A 17,920-nucleotide genomic window follows, 5' to 3' on the forward strand; every position below is an offset into this window, starting at 1 on the left:
GAAGGTCCAGTAGCGGTTGCCCATCCAGTTCACGAAGATCGCGACGATCGTCGACACGACCTTCGCCCAGAACGGACCCGAGTGGATCTCGTCCGTCGACAGGACCGTCGCCCGCAGCAGGTTGAACACCCCGAGGTCGACGACGAAGCCGACGGCCCCGACGATGCCGAAGCGGGCGAGCTGGGCGATGAGACGCCGCACGGGGCCTCCTGGATCCGTAGAGTGACTGTCGGTGGGTCCGAGGGACCGCCGCGGTGGATCGAAGATCGACCGACAGGAAACTATAGACGAGCGGTGCTCTCCGGACGGTGAGAACCGCGGAAGGAACTCACAGCATGGCGTTGCGCGTCGGAGTCATCGGTGGCGGCCAGCTCGCTCGGATGATGGTCCCCGCGGCGATCGAGCTCGGGCTCGATGTCCGTGTCCTCGCCGAGGGGCAGGGCATGTCCGCGGCCATCGCGGTCACGGCGGAGGGCGACCACCGCGACCTCGACACGGTGCTGGCCTTCGCGCGCGACGTGGACGTCGTCACTTTCGACCACGAGCACGTCCCGCAGGACGTCCTGCGCGGGCTCGTCGACGCCGGCGTGGCTGTCCGGCCGGGCCCCGAGGCGCTGGCGGTGGCCCAGGACAAGATCACGATGCGGACCCGGCTGACCGAGCTCGGCGTCCCGGTGCCCGACTGGGCGGCCGTGCACGACCAGACCGAGCTCGGCGCCTTCCTCGACGAGCACGGCGGCCGGGCCGTGGTGAAGACGGCGCGCGGCGGCTACGACGGCAAGGGCGTCCGCGTCGTCACCGACCCCTCCGACGTCGACGACTGGTTCCTCGCCGTGTCCGAGGCCGGCGGCGACCAGGCGCTCCTGGTCGAGGAGCTCGTGCCGTTCACCCGTGAGCTCGCGCAGTCGGTGGCACGTCGCCCGTCCGGCGAGGTGGTCGCCTGGCCCCTCGTCGAGACCGTGCAGCGTGACGGCGTCTGCGCAGAGGTCATCGCTCCGGCCCCCGCGAGCGCGGGCCGGATCGCCGACGTGGCCGAGTCGATCGCGGTACGGCTGGCCGAGGAGCTCAGGGTCACCGGGGTGCTCGCGGTCGAGCTGTTCCAGACGGACGACGAGCGCATCCTCGTCAACGAGCTCGCGATGCGCCCGCACAACACCGGCCACTGGTCCATCGACGGGTCGACGACGAGCCAGTTCGAGCAGCACCTGCGTGCGGTGCTGGACCTGCCGCTCGGGGCCACCGGCATGCACGCGCCCACAGCCGTCATGGTGAACGTGCTCGGCGGTCCGGCGGACGGCGACCTCGCCGCTCGGTACCCCGCTGCGCTCGAGGCGTTCCCGGAGGCGAAGTACCACTTCTACGGCAAGTCCCCGCGGCCGGGTCGCAAGGTCGGCCACGTGACCGTGATCGGCGACGACGTCGACGACGTCGTGTGGCGGGCGCGGAGCGCCGCGGAGCACTTCGCGGACTGATCGTCCGACGGTCGGGTGAGCACGCGGCCTGCGCCGTGCCCGCCGGACGGGAGGCACGGGGACCGGCCGCCACGCGCCTCCCGACCGGCAGACGGCCTGCGCTGCACGACGGCTAGGCTCGTCGGGTGATGGAACACACTGCGCCAGAGCCGCTCGTATCGATCATCATGGGATCGGACTCGGACTGGCCCACCATGCGTGCGGCCGCGGAGATCCTCGACGAGCTCACCATCCCGTTCGAGGCGGACGTGGTGTCGGCCCACCGCACACCGGACAAGATGGTGCGGTACGGGCGCGCGGTCGCCGGGCGGGGCGTGCGCGTCGTCATCGCGGGCGCCGGAGGGGCGGCGCACCTCCCGGGGATGGTCGCGTCGCTGACGACGCTGCCCGTCATCGGCGTCCCGGTGCAGCTGGCACGTCTGGACGGCCTCGACTCGCTGCTGTCCATCGTGCAGATGCCGGCCGGGATCCCGGTCGCGACGATGGCCATCAACGGCGCCGCGAACGCCGGACTCCTCGCGGCCAGGATCATCGGCTCGGGGGACGCCGTCGTGGCGGACCGACTCGCCGAGTACGCGTCCGGGCTCGAGCAGGTCGTCGAGCAGAAGGCCCGCGCGCTCCGCGACCAGCTCTGATCGGTCCCCGACGCGCGCTGCGCGACGGCGGGCCGACCCCGGTCAGGAGGCCGAGGTCGTCCCCGTCACGGCGTCCACCGTGACCGTCGAGGTGGTCCCGCCCGCGGTCACCGTCGCAGTCCACACGGGTGGCTGACCGGACCCTCCGAGCACCAGCGACGTCAGGGAGCTGCCTGCGACCGCGCCGAGCGCGCGGTCCGCTGCTGCGACGGCGTCGATCCGCACCGCCGCCGCCCGGGCGACGTTCGCCGCCTTCGTGGCCTCGTCGGCGTCCTTCGGGAAGGGCCCGGACGTCACGCGTCCGAGCGTCGCCGACACGACCGACTGCGTCTGCGACCCGTCGGGCCCGGCGACGACCACGGTCCAGTTGTCGCCGGTGCCGACGAGCGAGACGACCGTCCCGCCCCCGGCCGCGGCGATGCCCTGTTCCGTCACCACGCCGAAGTCGACCGACTCGGGCTGGTCGACGCCGCTGCCGTTCCCGGTGCCGGGTCCGGTCCCGTCGTCGATCGGTCCGGTCTGGTCGTCGGACGGGGTCGTCGGCGTCGCGTCACCGGACGGTGCCGTTGCCGTCCCCGACGGGGTGGGCGTCGCCGAGGCGGAGCGCGTGGCGGTCGCCGACCCGCTGGGTGCCGGGTCCTCGGCGCCGGAGCACGCGGACAGCGTGAGGGCGAGCCCGAGGCCGATCGCGGTCGAGGCGGTGAGGACGGGGAGGGAACGGCGTCGCTGCATGTCCCGATGATCTCAGGCGCTCCACGCCCCGGCCGGAGGCGACACACGTCGCCCGGTGCATCGATGCGCATCCGCGATGCGGCGGGTGACGCCAGCGAGCGGACCTAGATGTCGGCGTGCAGCTGCCAGGTCTCGAGCGCCGAGTCCGTCCAGTCGAACATGCGCGCACGGTCGGGTCCGGCGATCGCGAGGCGCTCGGCGAGGTGCGGGTCGTGCACCACCTGGTACACGGCCTGGGCGAGCCGTTCCGGGTACGAGGCGGCGGGTTCCCGGGCGACCGTCACCCCGGCGTCCGCAGCGACCTCGCGCAGTGCGGGGTCGTCCGAGTGGACCACGGGTGTCCCGAGGCTCATTGCCTCGATCACCGGCAGGCCGAAGCCTTCGGCCAGGCTGGGGAACACGAAGACCGAGGCCCGGTCGTACGCGACCGCGAGGTCCGCGTCGTCGATGCGTCCGAGCACCCTGACCCGGCCCGGCGTGAGTCCGGCCTGCTCCGCGGTCGCCGTGACGTCCACGTCACCCCAGCCGTCCGGGCCGGCGATCACCAGGGGGACGTCGACCGGGGCCTCCGCGTGCGCCATCGCCTCGATCAGCGGACGCAGGCCCTTGCGGGGTTCGAGCGTGCCGACGGCGAGGACGTAGCGGTCGGGGAGTCCGAGTCGCTCGGCCCGCAGGTCGGCGTCCACCGGCAGCCGGAGCCGGGCGCTCGGCGCACCGCCGATGACGCGGAGCCGGTCGTCGAAGCGGTGGATCTCGTTGAGCGCCGCGGCCACGGCGTGCGTCGGCACGACGACGGCGTCCGCGTGGCGCCACGCGCGCTTCACCATCGCCTTGTGGAAGTGCACACCGCGGGGTGTGAGTGTCTCGGGGTGCGTCCACGGCACGGTGTCGTGGACGGTCACCACGGTCTGTCGACCGACCTCGCGGAACCGGTCGTGCTTCACCAGGGGAGCCAGCACACTCGGCGCGTGCACCATGCCGTGCGACGCCCCGTGCGCCAGGCCCGCCTGCCAGGCGAGCGCGAGCTCGCGCCGGGGCAGGACCAACCGTTCGACGTCGGCGATCCCCGGCAGCAGGGTGCGGAGTCGCTCGAGTTCCACGGGGGAGGTCGCGGAGACCACGGCCTCGACCTCGCAGCCGGCCGGAGCGGTCTCGACGAGCTTCCGGGTGAGTTCCTCCGCGTAGCGCCCGATGCCGCCCGGGACCGGAGCGATCACCTGGTCCACGATCACGCGGAGAGTGGTCATGCGATGGTGCTCCTCGTTGTGGTCCGACGGCGCGGCTGCTCGCCAGATCCGGACACTACCAGGGGAGGCCGGGTCTTCACGGTGCCCGGTCGATGACCGCCGCTGCTGCGCTCCGCCGTCGGTGCCGGACCGCAAGAGCGGCACCGCCCCCCGCGAGCAGGACGTCACCGAGGGTCATGAACGCCCGACTGACGACTGCGAGCGCGAGCGCGCCGGTGCTGTCCGTCACCGACCCGAGCAGCAACAGCAGGACCCCCTCGCGCGGTCCGAGGCCGGCCGGAGCGATGACCACGAGGAAGCCGACGAGCCAGGCGACGGCGTAGGCACCCGTCGCCACGGGCAGCAGGACGGGCGAGTCGGCTCCGAACGCGCGCAGCACGAGGGTCGCCTGCACGCCGTAGGCCGCCCACATGACGACCGACCACACGATCGACGCGGTGGTGGCGCCCCAGGTCAGGGAGATGTCCTGACGTGGTCGTCTCAGCAGCCGCATCGCGACGGCGATGAGCCGGCCCAGCACCGGCGGCGTGAGGGCGGCGAGACCGAGGACGACGACGATCGCGAGCCACCAGAACGTGACGAGGCCGTCGGCGGATCCCACGAGCAGCGCGAGGATGCCGACCAGGGCAGCGGTGACCATGCTGACGAGCATCGACGCAAGCGAGGCGACCGCGCTGCCCGTCCTGGCGAGGCCGTGCGCCCGTCCGAGCTCCGCCTGGGCGGCGATCGACCACACCCCGCCCGGGATGTACTTGCCGAGCTGGCCGACGAAGAAGATCGACGACGCCGCGGCCAGCCCGAGCCGGGACCCCGTTGCCGCCATCATCGCCCGCCACGACAGCATGTTCGCGACCAGGGCAGCGAGGGTGAGAACGATGCCGAGCGTGACCGTCAGTGCGTCGAGGCGTGCGAAGTCCGCGACGATCTCGTCCCACTGCCGTGCGACCCCCACCACCAGCAGCACCACCGCGACCACGGCGGCGGCCCACTTGACGACGTCGAGGACGCGCGCGCGGCGGCTCCGTGGCGCGGCGGGGGACGCCGACGCGCGTGTCGTCGGCGGGGTGGCGGACGCCGTGGGGGGCGTCGTCGGCGGGGTGGCGGACGCCGTGGGGGGCGTCGTCGGCGCGCTGGCAGGCGTCGTCGACTCGGTCGTGGGCTCGGGTGCTGCACCCCCGTCGGCGGGTGCTCCGTCGGCGGCGGACCCCGTAGGCTGGCGTGCGTCCATCGATCGACCACTCTAAGCGAGAGCGCTGCATGCACCCCGATCCCGCCGGCCGTCCGACCCTGCTCGTCGCCGCGTCGACGTTCCCGGCCGAAGCGGGAGACGGTACCCCGGGCTTCGTGCTCGACCTCGCCACCGCACTGTCCTCCGACCACCGTGTCGTGGTCGTCGCGCCGATGACCCGGGGTGCGCGGAAGCACCAGCGCATCGGCGAGGTCGAGGTACGGCGGTACTCCTACTTCCCCGCCCGGTGGCGTGACCTCGCCGACGGCGCGATCGTCGACAACCTCCGGGCCGCTCCGGTCCGCTGGCTCCAGGTGCCGTTCTTCTTCGGTGCGATGGCGTGGGCACTCCGACGCGAGGCACGGCGGTCGCGCCCGGACGTCGCGTTGCTGCACTGGATCATCCCCCAGGGCGTCGTCGGCAAGGTCGTCCTGGGCGGTCTGCCCCGGGTCGTCACCACGCTGGGCGGCGACCTCTACGCACTGCGGCACCCGCTGCTGCAGCGCGTCAAGCGGTCCGTCGTCGCGAGTGCCTCGGCGGTCACGTGCATGAGCACCGACATGGCGCGGGAACTCCGGGCGCTCGGCGCCCGGGACGAACAGGTCCACGTCGTCCCGATGGGGGTCGACCTCGCGCCCATCGCCTCGGCCACCGCGCGGGAGCGCCGTGTGCCCGACCGGGTCCTGTTCGTCGGCCGCCTCGTCGAGAAGAAGGGCGCCACGGTGCTCCTCGAGGCGCTCGACCGCCTGGAGCGGCGTCCGAGCGAGGTCGTCGTCGTCGGCGACGGTCCGCTCAGGACCTCGCTCGAGGCCCGCGCCGGCGCCGAGGTCGACTTCATCGGCGCGCAGGGCAAGGAAGCCCTCGCCGCCCGGTACGCGCAGGCGGGCATCGCGGTCTACCCGTCGGTCCCGGCAGCGAACGGCGACCGCGACGGGCTCCCCGTCGCCCTGCTGGAGGCGATGGCGGCCGGTTGCGCGATCATCGCCTCGGCGGTCCCCGGCATCGTCGACGTGGTCGAGGACGGCGTGAACGGCCTGCTCGTGTCGCCCGGTGACGCCGACGCGCTCGCCGCCGCGCTCGACCGGCTGCTGGCCGCACCGGAACTCGCTGAGCGGCTCGGTGCGGCCGCCCGTGCGACCGCAGCGGCACACACGGTCGGCGCGGTCGGTGAGCGTTACCGGACGCTCCTCGCGGCAGCCTTGCAAGGCTGAATCCGTCGGGAAGCTCGCCGCGGTTCCACCGCGGCGGGCTCACGCGGTGCGATCAGCGCGACGCGCGCACGGCTGCGACCGTGCGACGGACGCCTTCCGCGAAGGGGACGTGCTCGCGGTCGTCGAGCTCGGTGAGCACCGACGACCGGAACCGCAGGTCCCGGCCGTGGAACGGTGCCGAGGAGTCGTGGCCCTCGCGGACGTCGAGGGGCTCGCCGAAGGCAGCGGAGACCGCCTCGACGACCTCGGTGATGGTCCGTCCCTGCTGCGAGGCGAGGATCTTGGTGGTCGTCGCACCAGAGGGACCCGCCGCGACCGCGTCGAGGCCCTCGACCACCATCGCCGCCGCGTCGTCGATGTACAGGTAGTCCCGGGTGGTGTCCATGGGGACGTAGATGGACGACGGACGCCGCTCGACGTGGGCGAGCGCGAGCTGCGACACCAGCCCCTGCGGCTTGCGCAGGTTCGAGCCGGGCCCGTACAGGTTCGCGATGCGTCCCACGAGCAGTCGTGCGCCGGTGTGGGAAGCGAACTCCCGGAAGTGCTGCTCGGCGGTCAGCCGACTCCGTCCGTACGGGGCGAGCGGTGCAGGCTCGGTGTGCTCGTCGAACGGCACACCCGTCGCGCCGGCGTAGACACCGCCCGCGGAGGACGCGAAGAACACCTCGCCCGGTGTGGACGTGACGATCCCGGCGGGAGCGAGGACCCGGTCGAGCATCGCTCGCTCGCTCGAGAAGGCCTGCTCGCCGGAGGCGACGATCCCGGTCCCGGCACTCCAGACCATGCGCCAGGGGCGATCGCGCTCGAGGACTGCCGTCACCGCTTCGCGCAGTGCAGCAGCGGCAGCGTCCGGGTCGTCCCACGGGACACGCGGGACGACCACCCGGTCGCCGGCGCGCTCGAGGGCGCGGGCGACCGCGTGGCCGAGGAACCCGCCGCCACCGACGACGAGGGCGGTCCTGTCGCTCACGCGGAGAGCACGCCGGCTCCGACGGCTGCGTGCAGGGCGTCCCGCCAGTCGCGCATGGGCGTGAGGCCGGCGCGGGCCCAGCCGTCGTGGCCGAGGACGCTGTACGCCGGACGCGGTGCGGGCCGTACGAACGCGGAGCTGTCGGTCGGCAGGACCCGTTCCGGATCGAGTCCGACCTCGGTGAAGATCGCACGGGTGAAGTCGTACCAGGAGCCCTCGCCGCCGTTCGTGCCGTGGTACACCCCAGCCGGGGCCTCGGCGTCGACGAGCGCGACGACCTGGCGGGCCAGGTCCCCGGTCCACGTCGGCTGCCCGACCTGGTCGGTCACGACGCTGACCGTGTCGTGCGTGGCCGCGAGGCGGACCATCGTCCTGGCGAAGTTGGGGCCGCCGGCGCCGTAGAGCCATGCGGTGCGGACGACGAGGGACGAGTCCGGCGCGATCGTGCGCACAGCATGCTCACCGGCGGCCTTCGTGCGCCCGTAGGCGCCGAGCGGATCGGTCGGTTCGTCCTCGGAGTAGGGCGTCGTCCCCGTGCCGGGGAAGACGTAGTCCGTGGAGATCTGGACGAGGCGCGCACCGGCTGCGGTAGCGGCGGTCGCCAGGACCCCGGGACCCGTGGCGTTGACCGCGTACGCGTCGGCCTCGTGCGTCTCGGCGTCGTCGACCTTCGTGTACGCCGCTGCGTTCAGCACGACGTCGTGGCCGGCGACAGCCTCGTCGACAGCGGCCTGGTCGGTGATGTCGAGGTCGGCTCGGGAGAGCGCCGTGACCGGGCGTCCGGCCAGGACCTGCTGGAGGTCCTGGCCGAGCATGCCGGAGGCACCGGTGATGAGGAACCGGGTCATGGTGTCGGTCCGGCTCAGGCGAGCGCGGCGCGCTCCTTCAAGGGCTCCCACCACGAGCGGTTGTCGCGGTACCACTGCACGATGTCGGCGAGGCCTTGCTCGAACGGCACTTGTGGCTCGTAACCGAGCTCGGCCTGGATCTTCGAGATGTCCACCGAGTAGCGGAGGTCGTGGCCGAGGCGGTCCTCGACGCGGTCGACGTACGACCAGTCCTTGCCGGTTGCGTCGAGGAGCAGCTGCGTGAGCTCCTTGTTGGTCAGCTCGGTGCCGCCGCCGATGTTGTAGGTCTCGCCGGCACGGCCCTTGACGAGCACCATCGCGATGCCGCGTGTGTGGTCGTCGACGTGCAGCCAGTCACGGATGTTGTTGCCCTCGCCGTAGAGCGGGACGTGCCGGTCGTCGATCAGGTTGGTGACGAAGAGCGGGATGACCTTCTCGGGGAAGTGGTACGGCCCGTAGTTGTTCGAGCAGCGCGTGATCGAGAGGTTCAGCCCGTGGGTGCGGTGGTAGCTGCGGGCGAGCAGGTCGCTGCCGGCCTTCGATGCCGAGTACGGCGAGTTCGGCTCGAGCGGACGCTCCTCATCCCACGAGCCCTCGCTGATCGAGCCGTAGACCTCGTCCGTCGACACGTGCACGAAGCGTTCGGTGCCGTGGCGGAGCGCGGCGTCGAGGAGGCGCTGCGTGCCGACGACGTTGGTCTCGACGAAGATGCCGGAGTCGCGGACCGATCGGTCGACGTGCGACTCGGCGGCGAAGTGCACGATCGCGTCGATGCCCGGGACGACCTCGTCCAGCTTCGCGGCGTCGCGGATGTCACCCTGCACGAAGGAGTAGCGCGGAGAGCCGGACACGGATGCCAGGTTCTCCAGGTTGCCCGAGTAGGTCAGGGCGTCGTAGACGACGACCTCGGCGCCCTCGAGGCCGGGGTAGGCGTCTTCGAGCGTCCGACGGACGAAGTTGGAGCCGATGAAGCCGGCTCCTCCGGTGACGAGGATCTTCACGCTGTTCTTCCTTCTCCTGGCCGTTTGCGGTCGGCGAGCAGTCTAGCGGGGCTCCGGCGCGTGGCCGTCGAGGCCACCCCGGGGGAGCGATGGGGGCGTGCGCGCCACCGCGGACAGCGCGACGGCGGTGACCGCCAGCGCCGCGACGCCCAGCGCCGCGATGGCCGTCGAGCCGGGGGCACCCTCGGACCAGACGGCGTATCCGGAGTCGGGGACGAGCCGGGTGGCGGCGGTCACCAGACCCGTGCACGCCATCGCCACCGCGGCCGCGGTGAGCGCGACCGGGAGCGCGCCGGACCGGCGACGACCCGTGGGGAGCCGCCGCCAGGCGACGGCGCTGAGCACGACGAGGGCCACGAGCGACGGGAACAGGTACCGGCCCTGGGTCCCGACGACCGATGCCGTCACGAGGTACGCCCGTGCGCTCGTGATCGTCTGCCCGGCGAGGAGCAGGACCGGGAAGACCGCGAGGACGACCGCGGCGCGACGTTCGGGCGCCCGACGGAACGCCAGCACGGCGACGACGCCCACCGTGACGAGTGTGACCGGGACGACGAGCCACGGGGAGAGCGCGGCGCTGGCGTTCGACCCGAAACTGCCCCAGAACGTGCGGATGACCGTGCCCCAGCTGACGTCGACGAAGGTCGCGAGGTCGGGGCCCTCGCCCGGCGGGAAGGACTGCGGTGGCCGGATCGCCGCGTAGCCGTCCGGCTGGAGGGTGTGGTGCACGACGACGTTCCGGACCCACCACCAGCCCCCGAAGGCGCCGGCGAGCATCAGCGTGCCGAGGGTCTCGACGGTCCGTCGGCCCCACCTGGGAGCGCCGGGTCCGACGACCAGGGCGAGCGCGACCACGGGGACCGCGGGCAGCCCCGTGCCCTTGGTGAGCACCAGCGCGCCGAGCGCCAGTCCGAGCACCACCAGCACCCGGCGTCGACGGTCGCCGGTGAGCACCCGCACGAGCACCGCCGTGACCACACCGCCGAGCAGGTACACGAGCGCGTCGTTCGTCACGGACGCGGCGATCGAGGCGAGCTCCGGCGCTGCAAGGACGGCCGCCGCCCCCACGACGGCAGCGCGTGGGGAGCGCGTGATCCGACGGACCGCCGCCCAGGCGAGCAGCGGGAGGGGGAGCACGAGCGAGGCGTCGGCGATTCGCAGCGTCAGCAGGGCGTGGTCCCACCGGAGGTGCTCGAACCCGACCAGGCGGAGCAGGACGGCCTGCAGGACGTACGCGGTCGGCGGGTGCTGGGTCATCTGGTCGACGGCGCCGACGTCGATCCCCGGGTTCGCGGTGCGGAGCTCCTCCACCGTGGACCGGGACGCGGGCGGGAACGCCGTCTGGTCGGCAGCCGCTTCACCCGCGGCGGCCTGCACGGCCCGCAGGTACCGCTGGTCGCCCGGTCCGACCCAAGGGTCCCCGGTCGCCAGGTGCAGCGCGGTGTCGAAGTGGGCCTGCTCGTCGGGTGCCTGGAACGGCGGCACGAGGACGGCCCAGAGGCCGAGCACGATGGCGAACACCGCGACGACGCACCCGAGCGCGATCCCCTCCGCGCGGCCGACCGACGGACGTGCCTCCTGCCGGCTCGTGGGGGAGGTCATGTGGTCAGTCGCCGTACCGCGCGAGCTTCTGGAGGTCGAGCTGTTCCTCGGCGAGCGTGCGGTTCATGCGGGTCAGGTCGGCGACGACTCCGATCGTCATCGCGAGCAGCGCGGCGATCACCAGGGTCACGCCGAGGATCAGCGACTGCAGGTGGTTGCCGCCGCTGTCGGTCCACAGCAGCACGAGGTACCGCACGAACGGGATCAACCCGGCGACCCCGAACACGGCGCTCACCGATGCGAAGAGCGCCATCGGCCGGTACATCAGGTAGACGCGGGCGATCGCCGACCCGGACTGGAACATGTGCTGCCAGATGTTCTTGAACAGCCGTGACTCGCGGGTCTTCGCGTTCGTGGTGATCGGGATGCTCGCGATCGCGAGGCGCTTGTACCCGGCCTGCACGATCGTCTCCATGCAGTAGCTGAAGCGCGTGACGATGTTCAGCCGGATCAGCGAGTACTTCGAGTACGCGCGGAACCCGCTCGCGGCATCGGGCAGGTCCAGCCCGGCGGCACGACTGGCGACCCACGACCCGAAGGTCTGCATCGCCTTCTTGAACCCGGAGAAGTGCTCGATCGTGCGCGTCTGGCGATCACCGATGACGATGTCGGCCCGGCCCTGCAGGATCGGCTGCACGAGCTCCGTGATGTGCGCCTGCGGGTACTGGTTGTCGCCGTCGGTGTTCACGACGATGTCGGCGCCGTGCAGGAGGGCGTAGTCGACACCGTCTCGGAACGAGCGCGCGAGCCCCATGTTCGTGGTGTGCCTGACGAAGTGTCGGACCCCGTGGGCCCGCGCGACCTCGACCGTGCGGTCCGTCGAACCGTCGTCGATGACGAGGACCTCGATCTCGTCGACGCCGGGGATCGACGTCGGGATGGTCTCGAGGACCGCGGGGAGCGTCTCGGCCTCGTTGAGGCAGGGGATCTGGACGAACAGTTTCACGAGCTGGCGGGTCTCCTGGGGTCTGCCTGCATGGGCGGTCGACACACGGCACGGCGGATCGCTGCTGCGGGCCGCCGCGACGGGTCGCAGCGATGGTGACGACGCCCCGTCACGACGGGCGGGCGAGCTGTCAGTCTACGCAGCTGGTCCCGCGGGCCGTGTCACGATGGGGGTCATGGCTCCCCTCCGGTCGTCCGTCGCCCGTCTCCTCCGTCGGCGCGCGCCGTCCACCCCGACCGCTCCGCCGCCCCTGGTCGGCTTCGTCGTGCACGGTGCCGGTGGCGTGCACCCCGCGTCGGCACACGTCCGGGTGACGGGACGGATGACGGCGCTCGCCGCGTCCGGGAGGGCACGGGTCGCACAGGTGGACCCGGTGCGCTGGGCGGACGGGTCGGACACCGCGCACCTCGACGCGATCCTGGTGCAGCGGGACGCCTTCCCGGTCGCCGCGCTCGACGCCGCGTTCGCCAGGGCCGCCCGCGAGGGCACGCGGATCGTCGCGGAGGTCGACGACGACTTCTTCACCCCGGAGGCGCGCACACGCCTCGCGCAGGCGGAGTACGACCCCGACCGGCTCGCCTCCGTCGATCGGCTCGTCCGGGGCGCCGACGCGGTGGTGGTGTCCACCCCGACGCTCCGCGACGTGCTCGCGGCCCAGGGCGTCGACGCCGTCGTGGTGCCGAACGGCGTCCAACCCGGGCTGTGGGACGCGGACCCCGTCGGCCCTGCCGCCGCCGGCCCGGACGACCGCAGCCCGCGACGCGTCCTCTACATGGGCAGCGCGACGCACGGCGGCGACCTCGACCTGCTCCGTCCGGTCTTCGCCGACCTGACCGACGACGACGGCCGGCCGGTCCGGCTGGAGGTCGTCGGGGTCACCGGCGACGACGACACCTGGTACGAACGGCTCGCGCTCCCCGAGGGGGCGCAGCACTACCCGGCCTTCGTCGCGTTCCTCCGGGCGCAGGCCGACCGGTGGTCCGCCGGGGTCGCGCCGTTGACCGGCGACCGGTTCAACGACGCGAAGAGCGACCTCAAGTTCCTCGAGTACACGATGCTCGGCCTGCCCTTCGTCGGGTCGGACCGGCCGTCGTACCGGGGCGCCGACTCGCACGGTGGTCTCCTCGTCGGTGACCAGCCGGAGGCGTGGCAGCGGGCGGTCCGTGCTGCCCTGCGCGAGTCCGACGCCCGTGTCCGGCGGGCGCGCCGGTACGTCCTGGCGGAGCGCACCGTCGGGGACGACCGACCCGGCGAGGCGGCATGGCGCCGGGCCCTCGGGCTGTCCTGACGCGCTCCTTGCTAGGCTGCCCCGGTGCAGATCCGCGAACTGAAGATCCCCGGCGCGTGGGAGTTCACGCCCGTCCAGCACGGCGACGCACGAGGAGCGTTCCTCGAGGCGTACCGTGCCGACGTCCTCGAGGACACGGTCGGTCACCCGCTCGACCTCCGCCAGGTGAACATGTCGATCTCGTCCGCCGGCGTCGCCCGCGGGATCCACTACGCCCTCGTCGCCCCCAGCCAGGCCAAGTACGTCACCGCCGTCCGCGGAGCCTTCATCGACTACATCGTCGACATCCGTGTCGGGTCGCCGACGTTCGGCCAGTGGGACGCGGTCCGCATCGACGACGTCGACCGCAGGGCCGTGTACCTGTCCGAGGGACTCGGCCACGCCATCGTCGCGCTCGAGGACCGCTCGACGGTGAACTACCTCGTGAGCGCCCACTACGACCCGCAGCGCGAGAAGGGCATCAGCATCCTCGACCCGACGGTCGGCCTGGAGCTGCCCGAGGGGATCGGCGAGCCGGTGCTCTCCGAGAAGGACACCTCGGCCCCGACGCTCGAGCAGGCCGCCGAGCAGGGCCTGCTGCCGACCTACGAGGAAGCGGTGGCCTACACCGAGTCCCTCCGCACGAAGAAGTAAGGACGGTCCGATGAAGGGCATCATCCTCGCCGGTGGTTCCGGCACGCGCCTCTGGCCCATCACCAAGGGCATCAGCAAGCAGCTCATGCCGATCTACGACAAGCCGATGGTCTACTACCCGCTGTCGACGCTCATGATGGCCGGCATCCGCGAGGTCCTGGTCATCACGACGCCGGAGTACAACGAGCAGTTCAAGGCCCTGCTCGGCGACGGTTCGTCGCTCGGCATGGACATCCAGTACGCCGTGCAGCCGAGCCCGGACGGCCTGGCGCAGGCGTTCGTCATCGGCGAGGAGTTCATCGGCGACGACAGCGTCGCGCTGGTCCTCGGCGACAACATCTTCCACGGCACCGGCCTCGGCACGAACCTGCGGAAGAACACCGGCGTCGACGGTGCGACCATCTTCGCCTACCACGTGGCCGACCCCACGGCGTACGGCGTCGTCGAGTTCGACGATGCGTTCACCGCGGTCTCCATCGAGGAGAAGCCCGCGCAGCCGAAGTCGAACTACGCCGTCCCGGGGCTGTACTTCTACGACAACTCGGTCATCGAGATCGCGAAGACCATCGAGCCCAGCGCACGCGGTGAGCTCGAGATCTCCACCGTCAACGAGCGGTACCTCGAGGCGGGCAAGCTCGGTGTGCAGGTCCTCGACCGCGGGACCGCCTGGCTCGACACCGGCACGTTCGAGTCGATGATGCAGGCGTCCGAGTACGTCAAGGTCATCGAGGACCGCCAGGGCTTCAAGATCGGCTGCATCGAGGAGATCGCCTGGCGCAACGGGTGGATCGACGACGCACAGCTCGCCGACCTCGCGGCACCCCTCGTCAAGGGCGGCTACGGCGTCTACCTGAACGCCCTGCTGCAGGGCTGATGGCGTCCCGGCTCGGCCGGCTGTTCGGGCGGACCGCTGCGGCGGGAGCCGAGCGGACGGGTCCCGACGCCACCACCCGCGGTGGTGCGGTCGACGGAGCGGCCGAGCCGCGCCTCCCGGTCGACACGTCCCTCGTGACGGACCGGCCGACGGCCGCACCGGACGGGTTCGACGTCGTCGTGACCGTGCAGGAGCGGTCGTTCCGGGACGGAGCGCACCGACCGGCGGTCGCCGCCGCGGTCGCCGCCGGTGCACGTACGGTCGTCGTCAGTGCGTACGACGTGCACGCCGCCCCGACGAGCACCTACGCGCCGGTCGAGCCAGCGGCCGACCACGTGGTCGCGCGGCGCACGGTCGCCGCGACCTGGGGCGGCGCGGTCGCCGCGGCACGCGCGCAGCTCCGGTCCGCCACGGTCGTGGTCCAGGACGCCGCGATCACCCTCCCCGAGGGCGCCCACGCCCGGCTCGTCGCGACGGTCGGCCGGGAGGCACGGGTCGCCGTGGCCGTCGTCCGGTCGGCCGACGACGTGGTGCTGAGCGCCGGCGCGGCCCTGCCCCAGCCGACCGCCCCGGTCGCGTCGCTGCTGCGCGGCCACCCCGCCGAGGACGCCGACGGACTCGACGGCACGGCCGTCTTCGCGGCGGACCTGCCCTGCTTCGCCGCGCCCGTCGCCGCGCTCGCGGACCCCGTCCGCACCGTCGACACCCGCACCGCGGTCGCCCGGCTGACCCGCGACACCGCCGACGACCTGCACGGCGACTGCGTCCTCGTGCCGCTCGGGCGGGCCTACGGCGACCCGGCCGTCCGCGAACGGCGCTACGACGCGGACGCGGCGGATGCGCTCGCGGTCTGGCGAGGACGTCGCGACGAGTGCACCGCGCCGGCACTGGAGCGCCTGGGATTCCTCCCGATCCGGGGTACCGCGGACCCGGTCGGTGCGCCCGTGGCGCTCCGCGAACCCGTCGTCCGGGCCGAGCGGGGCACCGAGCGGCTGTCCCTGCGCGACCGCGGGGAACGGCTGCGCTGGTCGCTGCGGATCGCGGCGCACCCGGGGGCACGGGGGGACGACTGGGGGGACACGTTCTTCGCGCGCGACCTCGCGCGGGCGCTGCGGGGTCTCGGGCAGGAGGTCGTCGTCGACCACCGCGAGTCGCACGTCCGGCCCTTGTCCGAGCACCTCGACGACGTCGCGCTGACCCTGCGCGGACTCGACGACACCCCGGTGCACCCCTCGGCGACGAACGTGCTCTGGGTGATCTCGCACCCGGACCTCGTGACGCCGGCGGAGCTGGCACGCTACGACCTGCGGTTCGCCGCCGGGCCGGTGTGGGCCACCCGGGTCGCCGGGGAGACGGGGCTGCCGGTCGCGCCGCTGCTGCAGGCGACCGACCCTGCCCGCTTCCACCCGGGTGCTCCGGACGCCGCGTTCGGCGCGCTCGACACCGCGTTCGTCGGGAAGACCCGACGGGTGTTCCGGCCCGTGGTCCGCGACGCCGTCGAGGCCGGGGTGGACCTCGCGGTGTGGGGCGAGGGCTGGGAGGGGCTCCTGCCCGAGGGCGTGCACCGTGGTGTCTTCGTGGCGAACGACGACCTGCCGGCGCTCTACCGGACCGCCCGGGTGGTGCTCAACGACCACTGGGACGACATGGCGCGGGACGGCTTCCTGTCGAACCGGCTGTTCGACGCCGCTGCCTCGGGGGCGCTGGTCGTGACCGATCCGGTGCCGGGGGTCGACGACCTCTTCCACGGCGCGGTGCGGACGTACACCTCGGTCGAGCAGCTCCGCGAGACCGTCCGCGCGGGGGAGTCGGCGACGCTCGAGGACCGTGTGGCGCGGGGGGAGCGGATCGGCGCCGAGCACTCGTTCCGGAACCGGGCCGAGACGCTGCTCGACGCCGTGCGTCGCGTCCGCGCGCAGGGCTGACGGGCAGCGCGCCCGCGCGGTGCCCCGGCCCGCAGGGCCGATGCGGCTGACGCGGTCGACGGGATCGGCGCGGACGCGACGGTCAGCGCGGCCCACCCGGCCGGCGCATGGTGGCGCACCGGCCGGTGCTCGTCAGCGCGTCCCACCCGGCCGGCGCGCGGCGGCGCACCGGCCGGGTGCTCGTCAGCGCGCGCGGATCCGCCGTGCGACGGCGCCGGCGCGGTCGGCGAGCCGGACCACCCGTCGTGCGCGCACCGCGGCGAGCTCGGCCTCCGTCGCACGATGGGCATCGCGTTCGAACTGCACCGTCCGGCGCAGCGAGTCCGCGAGCTCCGTCGCCTGGCGGGCCTCGTCCTCGAGGTCGGCGATCCGGTGGTCACGGTCGACGACCGCGCGGCCGAGTGCGCGGAGCTCCTCGAGGCGGTCGGTCGGGACGACCGGCTCGGCGTCGCCGAGGGCGGCCGATCCCGCGCGTCGCAGGACGTCGGCGACGCCGTCGTCGCGCGTGAACGGACCCGCCTCGGCCTCGTCCTCGGTGACGAAGCGCAGGGCGAAGACGGGCTGGAGGACCCCCTCCTGCAGGCGGCGCCAGTCGCGCATCCCGTGGTGGCGCGGGCTCGGCGTCAGGTCGGGGTTGGCGTCGTAGGCGCGGCCGGTGACCTCGACCCGGTGGGCGTACTGCGCCCAGGACCGCCACGGCAGGTGCAGGACCTCGAGTGCGAGCTCCTCGGGCACCGGGGCGCCGTTCGCCACGCTGACCTGGTGGTTGCCCTGCACGACCGTGACGTCCGGGTCACCGACGTGGACGGCGTTCGCGGTGGGCGGGGCGAGCAGGCCGATGGCGGTGAGCTCGTCGACGGAGCGCTCGTCGCGCCAGTGCAGGCGTTCGACTCCGGCACCCGACTCGGCGAGTGCGCCGACGAGGTTCACGACGGGGACGGTGAAGGCGCCGACGACCGGGTCGAGGCGTTCGAGGACCCGGCGGACGGTGAGCGACCGGTCGACGGGCAGGACGAACTCGTCGGCGTCCGCGTTCACCACCCAGTCGGCCCCGTGCACCGCCGCGGCGTCGCGGGCCATGCCGGTCACGACGGTGCCCTGCTGCTTGCGGTGGACGGGGTCGTGGCGCAGGTCGACGGTGACGTCGTCACGTTCGGCGAACGCTTCGAGCAGGGCGGTCGTCCCGTCCGTCGAACCGTTGTCGGTGATGACGAAGACGTCGAAGCCCTGGGCGACGTGGTGGTCGAGCCAGGCGGGGATGACGTCCGCTTCGTCGCGGACCATCAGGGTGACGGCGAGGATCATGTG

At 73.0% G+C, this 17,920-nt stretch carries 17 protein-coding genes; 7 read left to right on the top strand and 10 right to left on the bottom strand.

Going from position 1 to position 17,920, the window contains the following annotated elements; all coding sequences use genetic code 11:
• The coding region (locus ACIP6W_RS15545) for a GtrA family protein (RefSeq protein WP_400430356.1) at nt 1–201 on the bottom strand (201 nt) is incomplete at its 3' end.
• Between the two features lie 134 nt (nt 202–335).
• On the opposite strand from ACIP6W_RS15545, the gene ACIP6W_RS15550 reads away from it, so the two are divergent.
• On the top strand, nt 336–1,472 hold the full coding sequence (locus ACIP6W_RS15550; protein WP_251159523.1) for a 5-(carboxyamino)imidazole ribonucleotide synthase: 1,137 nt from the start codon (nt 336–338) through the stop codon (nt 1,470–1,472).
• 128 nt (nt 1,473–1,600) lie between these two features.
• Nucleotides 1,601–2,107, top strand: a complete 507-nt coding sequence (purE, locus tag ACIP6W_RS15555) for a 5-(carboxyamino)imidazole ribonucleotide mutase (protein ID WP_400430416.1) — start codon at nt 1,601–1,603, stop codon at nt 2,105–2,107.
• A 42-nt stretch (nt 2,108–2,149) separates the two neighbouring features.
• Here purE and ACIP6W_RS15560 read toward each other — a convergent pair whose 3' ends face one another.
• The 3 genes from ACIP6W_RS15560 to ACIP6W_RS15570 all read right to left on the bottom strand — a co-directional run bounded on the left by ACIP6W_RS15560 (nt 2,150) and on the right by ACIP6W_RS15570 (nt 5,314).
• Complete coding sequence (locus tag ACIP6W_RS15560; RefSeq protein ID WP_400430358.1) at nt 2,150–2,839, bottom strand: hypothetical protein; 690 nt, start codon at nt 2,837–2,839, stop codon at nt 2,150–2,152.
• Nucleotides 2,840–2,943: 104 nt separating this feature from the next.
• On the bottom strand, nt 2,944–4,086 hold the full coding sequence (locus tag ACIP6W_RS15565) for a glycosyltransferase family 4 protein (protein WP_400430360.1): 1,143 nt from the start codon (nt 4,084–4,086) through the stop codon (nt 2,944–2,946).
• A gap of 76 nt (nt 4,087–4,162) precedes the next feature.
• Nucleotides 4,163–5,314: a YbhN family protein gene (locus ACIP6W_RS15570; RefSeq protein ID WP_400430362.1), complete on the bottom strand. Its 1,152-nt coding sequence runs from the start codon at nt 5,312–5,314 to the stop codon at nt 4,163–4,165.
• 29 nt (nt 5,315–5,343) lie between these two features.
• On the opposite strand from ACIP6W_RS15570, the gene ACIP6W_RS15575 reads away from it, so the two are divergent.
• Nucleotides 5,344–6,525, top strand: coding sequence for a glycosyltransferase (locus ACIP6W_RS15575; protein WP_400430364.1), 1,182 nt, complete (start codon nt 5,344–5,346; stop codon nt 6,523–6,525).
• A 52-nt stretch (nt 6,526–6,577) separates the two neighbouring features.
• Here the strand turns inward: ACIP6W_RS15575 and ACIP6W_RS15580 are convergent, their stop codons facing one another.
• From ACIP6W_RS15580 to ACIP6W_RS15600, 5 genes are read right to left on the bottom strand one after another with little or no spacing between them, the layout of a single operon-like run.
• On the bottom strand, nt 6,578–7,495 hold the full coding sequence (locus ACIP6W_RS15580; protein ID WP_400430366.1) for an NAD-dependent epimerase/dehydratase family protein: 918 nt from the start codon (nt 7,493–7,495) through the stop codon (nt 6,578–6,580).
• On the bottom strand, nt 7,492–8,343 hold the full coding sequence (gene rfbD, locus ACIP6W_RS15585; protein WP_400430368.1) for a dTDP-4-dehydrorhamnose reductase: 852 nt from the start codon (nt 8,341–8,343) through the stop codon (nt 7,492–7,494). The genes ACIP6W_RS15580 and rfbD overlap by 4 nt, the downstream gene beginning before the upstream one ends.
• 14 nt (nt 8,344–8,357) lie before the next feature.
• Nucleotides 8,358–9,344 (bottom strand): dTDP-glucose 4,6-dehydratase, encoded by a 987-nt coding sequence (gene rfbB / locus ACIP6W_RS15590; RefSeq protein ID WP_400430370.1) that lies wholly within the window; start codon nt 9,342–9,344, stop codon nt 8,358–8,360.
• A gap of 42 nt (nt 9,345–9,386) precedes the next feature.
• Complete coding sequence (locus tag ACIP6W_RS15595; RefSeq protein WP_400430372.1) at nt 9,387–10,946, bottom strand: DUF2142 domain-containing protein; 1,560 nt, start codon at nt 10,944–10,946, stop codon at nt 9,387–9,389.
• A 4-nt stretch (nt 10,947–10,950) separates the two neighbouring features.
• Nucleotides 10,951–11,892: a glycosyltransferase family 2 protein gene (locus ACIP6W_RS15600; RefSeq protein ID WP_251159514.1), complete on the bottom strand. Its 942-nt coding sequence runs from the start codon at nt 11,890–11,892 to the stop codon at nt 10,951–10,953.
• A gap of 175 nt (nt 11,893–12,067) precedes the next feature.
• Between ACIP6W_RS15600 and ACIP6W_RS15605 the strand changes: the two genes are divergently transcribed.
• Genes ACIP6W_RS15605 through ACIP6W_RS15620 form a run of 4 tightly spaced genes read left to right on the top strand, consistent with a single transcriptional unit; the run spans nt 12,068 to nt 16,612 of the window.
• Nucleotides 12,068–13,180: a glycosyltransferase gene (locus ACIP6W_RS15605; protein WP_400430374.1), complete on the top strand. Its 1,113-nt coding sequence runs from the start codon at nt 12,068–12,070 to the stop codon at nt 13,178–13,180.
• 24 nt (nt 13,181–13,204) lie between these two features.
• Nucleotides 13,205–13,813 (top strand): dTDP-4-dehydrorhamnose 3,5-epimerase family protein, encoded by a 609-nt coding sequence (locus ACIP6W_RS15610; protein WP_066655027.1) that lies wholly within the window; start codon nt 13,205–13,207, stop codon nt 13,811–13,813.
• A 10-nt stretch (nt 13,814–13,823) separates the two neighbouring features.
• Complete coding sequence (gene rfbA, locus ACIP6W_RS15615; protein WP_066655026.1) at nt 13,824–14,687, top strand: glucose-1-phosphate thymidylyltransferase RfbA; 864 nt, start codon at nt 13,824–13,826, stop codon at nt 14,685–14,687.
• On the top strand, nt 14,687–16,612 hold the full coding sequence (locus tag ACIP6W_RS15620) for a glycosyltransferase (protein WP_400430376.1): 1,926 nt from the start codon (nt 14,687–14,689) through the stop codon (nt 16,610–16,612). The genes rfbA and ACIP6W_RS15620 overlap by 1 nt, the downstream gene beginning before the upstream one ends.
• A 183-nt stretch (nt 16,613–16,795) precedes the next feature.
• Here the strand turns inward: ACIP6W_RS15620 and ACIP6W_RS15625 are convergent, their stop codons facing one another.
• Complete coding sequence (locus ACIP6W_RS15625; protein ID WP_209685184.1) at nt 16,796–17,917, bottom strand: glycosyltransferase family 2 protein; 1,122 nt, start codon at nt 17,915–17,917, stop codon at nt 16,796–16,798.
• Between the last annotated feature and the right edge of the window lie 3 nt (nt 17,918–17,920).

The sequence above is a fragment of the Curtobacterium sp. NPDC088465 genome, assembly GCF_044753165.1.
GTDB lineage: Bacteria > Actinomycetota > Actinomycetes > Actinomycetales > Microbacteriaceae > Curtobacterium.